General features: G+C 30.6%; 14 protein-coding genes. 6 read left to right on the top strand and 8 right to left on the bottom strand.

The window, feature by feature from the left end; all coding sequences use genetic code 11:
- Positions 1–11: 11 nt before the first annotated feature.
- Both B5X64_RS08070 and B5X64_RS08065 read right to left on the bottom strand, forming a co-directional pair.
- A complete protein-coding gene (locus B5X64_RS08070) occupies positions 12–353 on the bottom strand; it encodes a DUF2116 family Zn-ribbon domain-containing protein (protein WP_164463472.1) in 342 nt (113 codons plus the stop codon).
- A 2-nt stretch (positions 354–355) separates the two neighbouring features.
- Positions 356–952 (bottom strand): HPP family protein, encoded by a 597-nt coding sequence (locus B5X64_RS08065; protein WP_079464734.1) that lies wholly within the window; start codon positions 950–952, stop codon positions 356–358.
- A gap of 444 nt (positions 953–1,396) precedes the next feature.
- On the opposite strand from B5X64_RS08065, the gene pnuC reads away from it, so the two are divergent.
- Positions 1,397–1,993: a nicotinamide riboside transporter PnuC gene (gene pnuC / locus B5X64_RS08060; protein WP_079464733.1), complete on the top strand. Its 597-nt coding sequence runs from the start codon at positions 1,397–1,399 to the stop codon at positions 1,991–1,993.
- A gap of 260 nt (positions 1,994–2,253) precedes the next feature.
- The gene (locus B5X64_RS08055; RefSeq protein ID WP_079464732.1) at positions 2,254–3,273 is read left to right on the top strand and encodes an acyl-CoA dehydrogenase family protein; all 1,020 of its coding nucleotides are present in this window, start codon (positions 2,254–2,256) and stop codon (positions 3,271–3,273) included.
- Here B5X64_RS08055 and B5X64_RS08050 read toward each other — a convergent pair.
- Positions 3,248–4,255, bottom strand: coding sequence for a phosphotransferase (locus B5X64_RS08050; RefSeq protein ID WP_079464731.1), 1,008 nt, complete (start codon positions 4,253–4,255; stop codon positions 3,248–3,250). The two genes, B5X64_RS08055 and B5X64_RS08050, sit on opposite strands and share 26 nt — an antisense overlap.
- Before the next feature lie 245 nt (positions 4,256–4,500).
- On the opposite strand from B5X64_RS08050, the gene B5X64_RS08045 reads away from it, so the two are divergent.
- The 4 genes from B5X64_RS08045 (at position 4,501) to B5X64_RS08030 (ending at position 7,677) form a co-directional block, all read left to right on the top strand.
- Positions 4,501–4,833, top strand: coding sequence for a single-stranded DNA-binding protein (locus tag B5X64_RS08045; protein ID WP_079464730.1), 333 nt, complete (start codon positions 4,501–4,503; stop codon positions 4,831–4,833).
- A 174-nt stretch (positions 4,834–5,007) separates the two neighbouring features.
- Positions 5,008–5,466 carry an HRDC domain-containing protein gene (locus tag B5X64_RS08040; protein ID WP_079464729.1) on the top strand — a complete coding sequence of 153 codons (459 nt, stop codon included), beginning with the start codon at positions 5,008–5,010 and terminating at the stop codon, positions 5,464–5,466.
- A gap of 142 nt (positions 5,467–5,608) precedes the next feature.
- Positions 5,609–6,979, top strand: coding sequence for a histidine--tRNA ligase (gene hisS / locus B5X64_RS08035; protein WP_079464728.1), 1,371 nt, complete (start codon positions 5,609–5,611; stop codon positions 6,977–6,979).
- 11 nt (positions 6,980–6,990) lie between these two features.
- Complete coding sequence (locus tag B5X64_RS08030; RefSeq protein WP_079464727.1) at positions 6,991–7,677, top strand: DUF1835 domain-containing protein; 687 nt, start codon at positions 6,991–6,993, stop codon at positions 7,675–7,677.
- A 101-nt stretch (positions 7,678–7,778) separates the two neighbouring features.
- Here the strand turns inward: B5X64_RS08030 and B5X64_RS08025 are convergent, their stop codons facing one another.
- From B5X64_RS08025 to B5X64_RS08005, 5 genes are all read right to left on the bottom strand, one after another.
- On the bottom strand, positions 7,779–8,285 hold the full coding sequence (locus B5X64_RS08025) for a thermonuclease family protein (protein ID WP_079464726.1): 507 nt from the start codon (positions 8,283–8,285) through the stop codon (positions 7,779–7,781).
- 343 nt (positions 8,286–8,628) lie between these two features.
- Positions 8,629–9,273, bottom strand: coding sequence for a TerD family protein (locus B5X64_RS08020; protein ID WP_123920763.1), 645 nt, complete (start codon positions 9,271–9,273; stop codon positions 8,629–8,631).
- Positions 9,274–9,697: 424 nt separating this feature from the next.
- Positions 9,698–11,284, bottom strand: coding sequence for a hypothetical protein (locus tag B5X64_RS08015; protein WP_079464724.1), 1,587 nt, complete (start codon positions 11,282–11,284; stop codon positions 9,698–9,700).
- Entirely contained in the window at positions 11,285–12,259 is a 975-nt protein-coding gene (locus tag B5X64_RS08010) for a hypothetical protein (RefSeq protein ID WP_079464723.1), read from the bottom strand. It lies immediately after the preceding gene.
- A gap of 6 nt (positions 12,260–12,265) precedes the next feature.
- Positions 12,266–13,288, bottom strand: coding sequence for a hypothetical protein (locus B5X64_RS08005; protein WP_079464722.1), 1,023 nt, complete (start codon positions 13,286–13,288; stop codon positions 12,266–12,268).
- Positions 13,289–13,355: the final 67 nt, after the last annotated feature.

Genomic DNA, 13,355 nt, shown 5'->3' with positions numbered 1-13,355 from the left:
TATTGTTTAGCTTAATTTTTTACAATTAAAACGTAGTCTTCTTCCAGTATTTTATAACCTTGGTCGTATACAAATTTATATTCCGAACCGTTTTTATACACTTTTATATTGGTGAAATAATTAAAATCAAAACCTAAGCCATCCAATTTTGACTTTGCAATTTTTGTTTTTCCTTCGATATTGATTTCACTCAGAATGCGATAGTTTTTACGGAGTTTATTATTTACATTCCGCATCAGGTTGCTTGAATCTTTATTCTGATTATTGTTATAAGCGTTTCTACAAGAATCGTTGCAGAACTTTTTGTCGGATCTTCCAATGATCTTTTCACCGCATTCTATACATTCCATGATTATTATTTTTTCAGTTGATGTTTGTGTCTTTTATGTAAAAGTTGCTTCCATTTTGTACTGTTGGGATAGCTTCTGTGTTTGGTCATATTATTAAAAACCAAAGCCACCAAAAGTAAAATTAAGCAACCCGAAAGAACCGGAGAAAGTACATACCAATATCCCAGTTCAGGAATTTTACCCGTTGAGCTTACTGCAATTAAGGCTGTTGCTCCACCGGGTGGATGAAGCGTTTTTGTGTATTGCATGGCAACAATTGAAAAAGCAACAGCGAGTGGTGCAGAAAGCCAGATGATATCGGGAACAATTTTAAAAACGGTAACTCCGATTAATGCTGAAATTACATGACCGCCAACAAGATTTCTCGGCTGAGCGAGCGGACTTTGAATGGCTCCGTAAATTAATACACATGAAGCTCCGAATGAACCGATTAAAAAGATATTTTCTTGTTTGAATAGATATTGAGACTGCAGAAAAGCGATTAATCCAATTCCGAAAAATGCACCCAGAAAAGACCAAAAATGTTCTTTATAATCAACCAGTGTTTCTTTATAAATGACATATTTGGATACTCTGAGCGTTCTTTTGAAAGTTTTTTTCACAATAAATTTATTTGAGATTTAAAGGTACAAAATATCCGTTTGTAAACGGGTATGAATGAAATCATTATTAAATCTAGGTAGTTTGTTTGTCATTCCGCAGGAATCTAACATATGATATAGAGAGATGTTTGCAGCACGACAAACTATTAACTCTCGCAGATTAAACAAATTTTGCAGATATAAAAGCTTAAAATAATCTGCTTAATTAGCTCAATCTGCGAGAAAATTATTTTTAATCTCAGTTGTTCCTTTTGCTCCTTTTTACAATAAAAAAGACCAAATATTTTTTAATGTCATTTAAAAACATCAATTTTGCGCCATCAATGGGGTGCTGCAAATTGCGGCTGAGATGATACCCGGGAAAATTTTCCACACCTGATCTGGGTAATTCCAGCGTAGGGAATTTTGATTTATCATCTCATCATTTAATTTATACAAGTTAATTTGATGCAGGACATTTTACAACAGACAACATGGCAAGAATGGCTTGGTGTCTTCTTTTCAGTATTTCAGGTTTTATTGGCAAGAAAAAACAATTCCAATAATTATCTTTTCGGTATTGCCGGAATTTCACTAACGCTTTATGTGATGATTCAATCTAAACTCTACGCAGAGTTTACACTTAATCTTTACTATTTGATAATGAGTATTTACGGATGGTTGTACTGGAAGTTTGGAAAACGAAAATCTGAAACAACAATTTCCGAAACAACCAAAAATGAAAAATTAATTACTGCAGGAATTGTGATTGGAACCTTTAGTATTTTCTATTTTTTCCTGACGAATTTTACAGATTCTGATGTTCCAATTTTAGATTCATTAGTCAGTGCTTTTGCATGGGCAGGAATGTGGTTGATGGCTCGTAGGAAAATTGAAAACTGGATTTTACTCAATATCAGTAACATTATCGCGATTCCGTTATTGATTCACAAAGGACTTTATTTGTATGCAGTTTTGACAGCTTTCCTATTTATTGTCGCAATTTCTGGCTATTTGGAATGGAGAAAAATTATTAAATCTAAATCGGTTGCAGTTGTTTAATAATTATAACACCTCATCTATATTTTTAAACGACGAAAGAGAAAACGCAAAGTTTTATATTGAAAACACATATTTTAAAGGAGCAAAGATGGTAACTTCGTTGCTGATGAAGCTTGAAAACATATGCTTTGAATCAATTTTATTGATTATTCTTTGCCTCTTAAATAAAAGCACATAGAAATAAAACTTTGCTTTGAAAAAATAAAAATTTATAAAGTCCCATTTAGATTTAGAAAATATTGAGAGGTAAAATAAAAAGAATGTTTACACCTAAAGAAATAAGAGAAAAAATGCATGGAGCTTCTGAAGTTCCACAGTCAATCATTGATCAGATTCATTATGAAAGATTGCTTCAGATTTGGGTTCCGAAAAGGTATGGCGGATTGGGACTTCGTTTAAATGAAGGTTTACAACTCCTTTTTGATTGGTCAAAAATCGATGGAAGTTTAGGTTGGATGTTGACATTGTGTTCCGGTGCGAATTTTTTTTCAAGAAATTTAAAACCAAATATTGCTAAAGAACTTTTTTCCAATCCAAAAATCTGTTTCGGAGGAAGTGGAATGATTGGCGGAACCGCTGAAAAACAAAACGACGGAACTTTTCTTATTAACGGACTTTGGCATTTTGCAACGGGCGCTCCCCATTTAAGTCATTTTACCTTAAACGCAAAATTGACCGAAAACGAAAATCCTTTGCTTGACGAATCGGGAAATGAATTGATCAGATCTTTTGTGGTTTCTAAAAATCAGGCTGAAATAATTCCGAATTGGAAATCTATGGGAATGAAAGCGACAGGAACGTATTCTTTTAAAGTTGATAATTTAAAAGTTGCGGAAGATTGCAGTTTTATTTATGACGAATTTTTCACTGGTGATACGATTGATAAAATTCCGTTCAGAATTTTTGCAGATTTAACTTTATTGGTCAATTATCTCGGAATGGCTTCTCATTTTTCTGAAGAAGCAATTAAAATAAGACCTTATTTAGACTTAAACTTTTTCGATGAAAAAATACACAAAGCAATGGTGAAAGCGATTGAATTTGCCAATGAAATTGAAAGTTTATTAAATGAGTCTAAAGCGATAACTCAGGAAAAGCAATCAGAAATTCATACGTATTCGTCAAATTTGGTTGACAATTTATCACATAAGATTTTGCAGATTTATATTCAATTAGGAATTAAAGCAAGTCATGCCGATTCTGCAGTTTATCAGGTTTTCTGTGATTATTTTACAGCAACGCAACATTCTAATTTTAGGAAAGAGTTTGAGAGCATGTAATTTCTTTTGCATCATAATAGTCAATCCAGTTTTTTATTCTTCCAACAAACATTTTAAGATAATTTTCAGTTAAAAATATATTGGACCAATCAAATCTTTGGGCTTGAACGCCAAGATAAAATATAAAAATAGATGCACCTGCTGCTGGAATTAATTTCATTTCTTTTTCAGATAAAATTCTTTCTGTTCTATAGCCGTTGATAAAATTTTCAACTTTCATTTCATATTCGTTCTTGTCAGATTCAATGAAAAATAGTTGCTTACAAAAATAACTGACATCTAGAATGAGCAATCCATTTCCACAATTATCAAAATCAAAAATTGTAATTTCATTTTCTTTATTTACACTCAAGTTATCATACCAAATATCGAGATGAACTATTCCTTTTTGATTTTCTGACAAATTACTTTCTTCAAAATTCTTCGATATTTTAGAGGTAATTTGTTTGATATACTTCATTTCACTTAAATCGTTAGAGAAAAATAGGTTTAGTTGATCATAAGCTTTGTTCATTAGAACATCAGAATTGTAATTTACCCGCTCGATTTTTTTAGATGCAGTTATATTGTGAATCTTGGCCATAATTGAGCCTATTGCAAAGCAGGTTTCATTTGTCATAAATCGTATTTTTTCACCTTCTGCAAATGTAAAAAGTACTACATATCGTAATCCTTCTGGTGCATTTATTTCTTGAATTAGATCTCCCTTTTTATCAGCAATTGGAAATGAAACTGAAAGATCATTGTTTTTAAGCAAGTTTAAAAGTTCTAATTCTTGCTGTATTTCAACTTTTGTTCTCCAATTATAACAGTATACTCTAACAACATATTTTGTACGAGTACCCAACATAAAATAAGTGTGATTTACTCCGGTTCTAAAAAGTTTACAGTCAAAATGTTCTTTTAATTGATATTTTTCGCTAATAAACTTACCTAATTCTGTTTGTGATAATGTTGAAGCTATAACGGGGAAAGTTGACATTTTAGGTAGATTTTCTATAACTGGGGTTAACTCTCAAATATACAAAATGAATTTATCGAAACGAAAATATTAGTATTCATTTATTTTTTGTTCATTATAACTTAGCCATTTTCAAACGACTACAAACGAATTTAAATAGTTTATCACCGACTAATTTTTCCAATCTGATGAATCTTTGCAACAGAGATTCGAGAAAACAAGTGAACGTCTCTTATCTAAATCGATAATCTTAAAAATATAAAATTATGTCACTAAGAAACAAAGTAACCTTAATAGGTTTCACAGGAAAAGAAGTTGAAACAGTAAACTTCGAAAACGGAGGAATGAAAATTTCAGTTTCATTGGCTACAAACGATCATTACACCAATGCAAAAGGTGAGAAAGTAGAAGAAACACAATGGCACAGTTTGGTTGCTTTTGGAAAAACGGCTGAGATTTTTCAGAAATATGTTCCAAAAGGAAAAGAGATTGCCATTGAAGGGAAATTAACGTACAGATCGTACGACGATAAAGATGGTGTAAAAAGATATATTACCGAAATCAGAGTAGATGAACTTCTGCTTTTGGGTGGTAAATAATATCCGTTTATCAACCTACCTTTTTTTCGATAAACTTTCAGTTCTTTGCTGAGTTTACGCCTTTGCGAACTTAAAAACAGCGAGTTGTCAAGAAAACTTTGCGCACTTCGCGTTAAAATAATTATAGATTAAAACGGACAATCAAATAATTGCTAAACTTTAAAATCACAAATAATGAAAATAAAAGTTTTAAAAATCAGAATTGCAGATGAATTTCTGCGTGAAGACCAAAAAGTAATAGATAATTTCCTTGAAAATCATGAAATTATTAAAACTGAAACAGCATTTGTACACGACGAACAGTTTTGGTCGGTGGTACTTTATTTTAATGATGCCGAATCTGTTGTTAATAAAACGAGTGTAAAAGATTCTAAAGCAGTAAAATATTCTGCCGATGACGAAGTTCTTAATAATGACGAAATAAAAATTCTGGATGCGTTGAAATTGTGGCGCTCCGAAAAAGCAAGAGAGCAAAATCTTCCGACGTATTTTATTGCAACCAATAAAGAGCTCGTATCTGTGGCGAAATATAAACCTGCAAAAAAAGAAGAGTTGCTCGACATCAAAGGTTTCGGAAAACATAAGATTGAAAACTACGGTGAAGAGATTTTAGAAATCCTAGAAAGCGTGTAAAATGAAAACACTAAAACACAAATGATGAAATAGCAAAGCTGGAGAAATCTAATCTCCAGCTTTTTTATTGATTTAAAAGTCCTTTCAATTCCTTATTTTTGCAATCAATTACTGATTACTTATTATTCATTACCTATATTATATGAAGCCAAGCTTAGCAAAAGGAACGAGAGATTTTACATCGCTGGAAGTTTCAAGAAGAAAATACATCATCAATATATTACAAAAGAATTTTGAATTATTTGGATTTCAACCTTTGGAAACACCAAGTTTTGAAAATCTTTCAACATTGACAGGTAAATACGGAGAAGAAGGAGATCGTTTGATTTTTAAGATTTTAAATTCAAGCATCAACGAAGCTAAAGAGGATAAGAAAACTCAAATGTTGACCGATTTTCAGAAAGCTTTAGATAAACCATTTAGCGCAGAAAGCCTTACAGATAAAGCGCTTCGTTACGATTTGACGGTTCCTTTCGCAAGATTTGTAGCAATGAATCATGGGAAACTGACATTCCCTTACAAACGTTACCAGATTCAGCCGGTTTGGAGAGCAGACCGTCCGCAAAAAGGAAGATTCAGAGAGTTTTATCAGTGTGATGCCGATGTTGTGGGAAGCGAAAGTCTTTGGCAGGAAGTTGATTTGGTGCAATTGTATTTAAAATCTTTTGCTCAGTTAAAAGTTTCAGTAACCATTCATATCAACAACCGAAAAATTCTTTCAGGTTTGGCAGAATATGCGGGAATTACAGATAAACTGATTGATTTCACAGTTGCTTTAGATAAGTTAGACAAAATAGGGAAGGATGGAGTAGTGAAGGAACTTTTAGAAAGAAATATTTCTCAGGAATCGATCGATAAATTAGATTTCCTTTTCAATCAGTCGAATGATGCTTTAGAAAATCTTCTTCAGCTGAAAGAAAAATTCGTAGGAAATGAAATAGGTTTGAAAGGTGTTGAAGAACTAGAATTTGTAATTACACAATCTCTAAAATTAGGTGTTGATATTCAGAATCTTGTTTTTGATATTACTTTGGCGCGTGGTTTAGATTACTACACCGGAGCAATTTTTGAAGTGAAAGCAGATGAAGCGCAAATGGGTTCTATCGGCGGTGGCGGAAGATATGATAATCTTACCGAAGTTTTTGGGGTGAAAAATGTTCCCGGAATCGGAATATCTTTTGGTCTAGACCGAATTTATCTGGTAATGGAAGAGCTTAATCTTTTCCCAGAAGAAGCTGCTTCAAATGTAGAATATCTGTTTGCCAATTTCGGAGGAGAAGAAACTTCGGAAGCTTTAAGATTAATCATCCAATTAAGAGAGAAAGGAGTTTCTGCAGAGCTCTATCCTGAAAATGCAAAAATCAATAAGCAATTTACTTACGCTGAAAAGAAAGGAATTAAAAATTTGGTTTTCTTAGGCGAAGAAGAGCTGAAGAACAATACGGTTACTTTTAAAAATTTAGAAGCAGGAGAACAGAAAACGGTTTTTTTGGAAGAGTTTCTTAATTCTTAAATTCTTTGCAGATGACTACTTTTCACATTCTGAATGGCGATTGTTTAGCTGAAAAATTTCCAAAAAACTTGGAAGGTGAAAGTATTATCTGGAGAGAAGCTTTAATTGATGGACCTGTTTCAGACAATAATTTCTTTGAAAATCGTAAGAAATTTATCACAGAAAATTACGATGCAGAAAGCGACTATGATGAATTGGTTGTAAAAGAATTTCAAAGAATACAAAATATTCCAGAGGATTCTGATGTATTTTTCTGGTTTGAAGATGATTTGTTTTGTCAGTTGAATCTTTGGTTTTTAATTTCGAACTTGAATTTAAATAAGAAAAAGATTTTTAGAATTTTCCCGAAAAATAAAGAAAAAGGGTTTGCAGAAAGTAAAGAAAAAGATTTGTTGGAACTATTTCATTCTGCAAAAGAAATTAATGCTGAAGAAAGCAAATTGATTTCAAATCTTTGGATAGATTTCCAACAAAATAATTTATCGAAAAAGGCTTCATCTGAAATTGTGAGAAACCTTGAAGAACTGATTGTCGCAAACGAAAATAGATTTAACGGAGTCTTAGAAAATCAAATAAAAGATATTCAAAAGACAGCAGAAAGCTTTGAAGAAATTTTCAAAATTTTTAATCAAAAATATCCGATTTATGGTTTTGGAGATTTGCAGTTAAAGAGATGTATTGACCAGTTTTCTAGATGATTTTTAAAGAAAATATTGAAATAATCGTTTAGGAAAATAAAATTATAATTTTCGTAGATAAAATATTAAAATTCCGGCTCGAAAAGCCGGAATTTTTTATGCTATTTATTTTTAGAAGTAGAAGATAAGGAGTGTTTTGATGGTTTTTTTCGTGATTTCCTCCATTCCCAAGGCGCTGTCGGGCTTTTGTCATTCCATAATCCTAATTTCAGATTTCTTGACTGCTTTTCCAAATCATCATAGCTGTTGTCTTTAGAATATTTTTTGTAATGCCAAGCAAAACCATTTTTTACAAGTTCTTTATTAAGATTTTTTCCGTTTGATAATATAATCTCAGCAAGCAATCTTTTATTGCGATCTTTTTTCCATCCTGTAGAAAGTTTAACTTTTTTCCCAAAGCATAGATCTGATGCAAATTGTTTTGCATTGTTTCCGAACGGCTGTTTTTTTTCCGGACAATCAATATGTGAAAGTCTCACAACTTGCGGTTTTCCGTCCATTAATATTTCTATAGTATCACCGTCTTTTACTCCGATTACTTTGTAAGATTTATTTTGCGAAAATATAATAATTGGAAAGAGAAAGAGAAGAAAAGTTTTATAAACCATTTAAATATAATTACATTATAATACCAAAATCTACAGATGAGATTTCTTAAAAAGTATGATTAATTACGATTGCCTCTAAGTTATTTAAATTAATATTTTCACCTTTTTCAGGTCTTAAATCAATTTTCTTAGTACACGACAGAAAAGCTTAAGTATCGTTTTTTCTGCAAAAGTATCAAAAGAAATGATAAATTCAAAAGTTTATAAAATCTGAAAAACTCGGCTCTGCAAGTGCTTTGTTAGTTTTTAACAAATAAAATCCTGTGATAACTTTACAATGTTATCACAGGATTTGAGATAATCGTTTTAGGAAATAAAAGAATAATTTATCTACAATAGAATATTAAAAACCACGAGTAAGTTTAATAAATTTTTGTTCATCAATAGCTTGTCCCATTGCTTTAAATTTCCACTCATTATCTTCTCGAAAAAGCTTTCCTAAGACTAAAATTCCTTTATTCTTTTTATTATAATTAGATTTGATGTTAAATTCAATTAATGGTTTATCAGCTTTTGCATCTTCATTAATTCTTAAATTCACAGATTCTACCATTGAAAAATCGGTTTCCTTTATTTTTTTTCGATCAATACTTAAATAAAAAAAAACGGTTTCTATTTCATTACCTATTTTATCAGGATTTATTTTTATGGTTTTTTTATACTGAGAATCATCATTTAATGTTTTGTAAAAATGATTAAAAGCGTTGTCTTTTGAATGGTATTTACCTAAAGGAAAATTATGATGAATAAGCCAACTGTTGTATTTCGGAGAGTAAATCCAGTCTATTGCTTTTTTTTGAGTATCAAACATAATACAAGTTAAGTCAAGGTCGATGTCTAAAATAATTTTTTTTGTTTTTATTCCTAAAAAGTTACGTTTCTGTATTTCTATTTTCCCCCAATTTACGCCCAAAGTATAACTTGTATCATTGCTTTTAGAATCTCTAAATATATTAGTGATCTGACTTTTCTCTAAAATTGCTGTCATAATTTTTTGTGAAATTTTACTTTTAAAAAAAACTAATCTCAAGCTGTACGTATGTGATAAACAAAAATAATCTTTGTTGAAAAAAATAAATATAATTCTAGTCTTGATTTAAATAGATTAATCAAAACTTAAAAAATGAAAATATAAAATTGAAGATTTTTATTTGATTCAATATCTGGAAATACAGTTGTTTAATTTAGTTTTTAGCTCTTAGTTTGGCGCAAATTTAACATAGTTTTTTGAAATAATCCTAATGTTTTGTATTTATTTAAGTTATATTTAATGTTTTTGGTAATATGTTACATTAATGTTAATGATAATTGTGAAACTATTAATTAATTCAATGTTTTTATAGATATTATATTTTTTTTAAAATTTTATTTTTGGAAAAAGTAATATAAATATTGAGATGAAAAATTCATTTTTAGTTAAAAGTGTAAGTGCTTGGTGAAATATTTTCACTTAAACTAAAAGAAAAAAATGGAATTCTAATTAATGAATCTTTCTTTTGCAAGATTTTATTGGAGTCAAATGCACCTGGATTTTTTCTAATTAATTCATCAGCATAATCCTCTTTTTGAAATTGGTAGACATCTTTTATAATTTTATTTTTTTCAAAAATTAGATCAACCGTTTTTTCAATGTTTGTATTGTTTTCGATAAGCAAGTCTAAAATCAGTTTTTTATTATTTTCATCTTTTGCAAAATCATTTGGTAAAGGATTTAATTTATTTTCTACTACAGCGGAATCTTTTTCAATGTAAGGCTTTTCAGCAATAATTTCTTGCGGAGCAATTTTTTTCACTTCTCTATAATGCATAAAGTAAAAATAGCTAGCTCCCCCAATAAATAGAAGATTTATAATGCATGAAATGACCGCTAAAGTTCCAAAACTTCTGTTTTTTTCACTTCTTTCCATATTCCTATCATTTAAATCTCTCTGATAAGGATTTTGATATGGAGATACACGATTGTTTGTATTTGTATTAGAAAGGAATGAAATCTGAAGTGGAGTTCCTAGTTTTCTCTTTTCGATATTAAATTCTCTCTCCAATTGCTTGATAGAATTATTAATGTCTTCCAGTTGTCTTCCAGATTCCAAAGCAGAAATAAATTCATTGAATTTGTGTGAAAAATTTTCGTATAAGCTTTTCAAAACTGTTAAATTTTCATTTGCTTTCTCAATTTTTTTACCATTCTCACAATGTGTTTTTTCGTCTTTCTCGATTTGTTTTTTTAAATTCTCATGTTCGGTTTTTCCCTCCTCTTCAATCTTTTTACTTTGCTTTTTGAATGTTGAAATAGTATTGAGGATCTGTTGATTTATTTCAGTTTGAAAATTTTGAATTTCTTCTTCTAAAATATTGACATCAATTAATCTGAAAAGCCTTTTTTGAGACACAAACTCAGCGATTTCTTTACTGTCTATAAAAAATAGAGTATCATATTTTGGTAAAATTTCCAACGCTTTTTTAAACAGATTCTGAATTGAATTATTGTCTAATTTATTGGTGAAAATAACAAGATTTTTATCTGAACTTTGCCAGTCTATAAAGCCTGTTTTTTTACTGTTGTATTCAATTTTTTCAAAATCATTATCAAAAACATCTGTGAGATTAAACTCTTTTGAATGATTAATATTTAAAACATTATTGCTTACATTATTATTTTTTAATTTCTGATGAATCTGATGCAATGAGTTTAAAATTAAGTTTTCATCAGCAATTTCGTTAGAAAAAATCAAGCTTGTACCGATAAAAGTGCCTGTTCTGTTAGAATTTTTTTCTTTTGCATAGGTATAAACAGAATAAGAGACAATAAATTTATCGGCAATACCTTCTTTTCTAATTGAGTAAATACGGTCATTGGGAGATAATAATTGTATGGCATCTGTTTTTAAATCGAAAGTTTTTAGCGCTTTTTCTAAATTTTTGTTTCCATAAATACAGGATTGTGTAAAACCATTCGGTGTCCCAAATGTTGCATAACCAAAGACATTTATATTTTTCATTTATTTTGAAAAGCTAAATTTTATTTTTTCCCAGAAAGTCCCTTCGTAATCCAAATTGTAGCCAACAATATTGTGATAGAGCCACTTTGCAATGACTTCTGCCGACTCCAGATTCAATAACGTTATTTTTTCAATTCCAGCCTGATTCTGCACATTCCCAATTGTAAAATAAGTTTTGCTGAGGTTGTACGTATCAATTCGGTTATTGGTCATGCTCAATCTTTCGCTGATGAAATTTTCAAGATGTTGTTCGTTATCTACGCCTGTATTTCCAGATTTATCCCATTTGGAAATCACAAGAAGCACATTTACATTTTTCAAATTCTTTCCCTTTTTTTCCAGATAATCTAAAAACTCCACGATTTTAGAATCCTCATGATGTGCTTTATCATAGCTTGTTACAATAAGAAAGTTCAGCGGAATATCTGAGTTTAAGTACGCTTCAATATCTGTGTGATATCTTCCACCTCTTGAGATTTCGTTATGATTTTCTCCTGCAGTTTCTAAAAATGAAATATTAATGGAAGGAACTTTTTTCGATTGATTATTGGGGTCAAATACAAAATCTAATCTTGTCACCTGATCTCTCGTACTTCTATTGGGAAGAATGCCCTTTTTTATATTTTCAAAAAAATCAGCCAATAAAATTTGGGCTTCTCTGGAATTTGGACTTCCCAGTTTAGGTCTTAAAACTCCGGCATAGGAATTTAAATAATATAAAATTGCCGATAAAATAACCGATTTTCCCGAGGCAGATGTTCCGTAAAAGAAAACGAAATTACTGTCTTTATTTTTCACAGTGGTTGTACTGCCGTTTGAAGTTGGAACAAAACCGTCATCTTCTACTTCAGGAAGCGTGTAAATATTTTCATTCGTTACAATCTCGTTTTGAGGCTCTGTAAAATCATCGAATTTTTTAAAATCGTTCTCATAATCATAGTTGTCAAAAGAAAAAGGTTGGTCATTATTGATCATGGTAATTTATTTATTAGGGATTAATGTTCTGCCTTTTTTTCTGTTTCCTAAAACGCTGTTATTGGTTCTGTTATCCGGACTTGTAACCAACAAAATGATAATTACAATCACAAAATCTAATAAAATACATCCCGCCAAAACAACAAACTGATACATTCCGAAGTTTTTTACCGCATGTTCGAAAGCATAACCGATTTTTCCAACGTCTTGTGTTTTAGAAAGTAAAGGTTCGAATTTGAATTTTTCTTCTCCTAAAACATTACTGCCTCGGTTTCCAAGCTTATTATAGTCTGTTAAGGCATTGTCTATAAGCGCTTGTGCCAAATCATCTTTCTCTTTTTTAGGTAACAGCAAGAATTCCTGTGTTCTTTTATTCCATTTTAGAACAGAGTTATTGATATCTGATTTTAAATTTCTTTCGTCTGGTGACAAATCCATTACCATATTGTCTATTTGGCTTCCCATTCTTTGTGCTAAATCTTCATAATCATTTCCAATTGGCGTTAAAAGATCTACCTTCTGACCCGTCATTTTTTCAATATCTCTGATCAATGATTGCGCTCTTGTCCCGATTCCCTGATTTGCAGGATCAACAATTTGAGCCATTAATTGTTTTTTCTTAATCTCAATATTCCTTGTGGTTTCTTTTGGATATTTATAATTTAATTTAGCTTCTATATTGTTTTCCAGTGTATTAAAATCTTCATTAATCGTTTTTAATTCATTGGTATAGATGTCAGTACGCATAAATCTTGTGTATAATGCATTGAAATTGGCGATAAAACAAAACGATGCAATGAATATGTAAATTCCTACCAAGCTTCCGGTAGATTTACCTTCAAGTTTTGCAGCACGAAGCATCCAGCAGAGGAATAATAAAAGCAAAGAAAGCACGAGTGCGATTACAAATGATGCATTGCCAAAAATTTGCTCGAGCCCGACCCAGGTTTGATAAAAGCTCACGCTGATTAATAATATTGCGAGCACGCCTAAAAATAGATCTGATGCTCCTAAAGAATTTTTACTCATGGTTGGTATTTATAATATTGTTTTTTTCTTTCTTCTAAAACAAGAAATTCAGTATTCTAATTTTCTT

The organism is Chryseobacterium balustinum (assembly GCF_900168205.1).
Classification (GTDB): domain Bacteria; phylum Bacteroidota; class Bacteroidia; order Flavobacteriales; family Weeksellaceae; genus Chryseobacterium; species Chryseobacterium balustinum.
The sequence above is the reverse complement of the archived record's forward strand: the minus strand, read 5'-3'. Positions and strand labels throughout refer to the sequence as shown.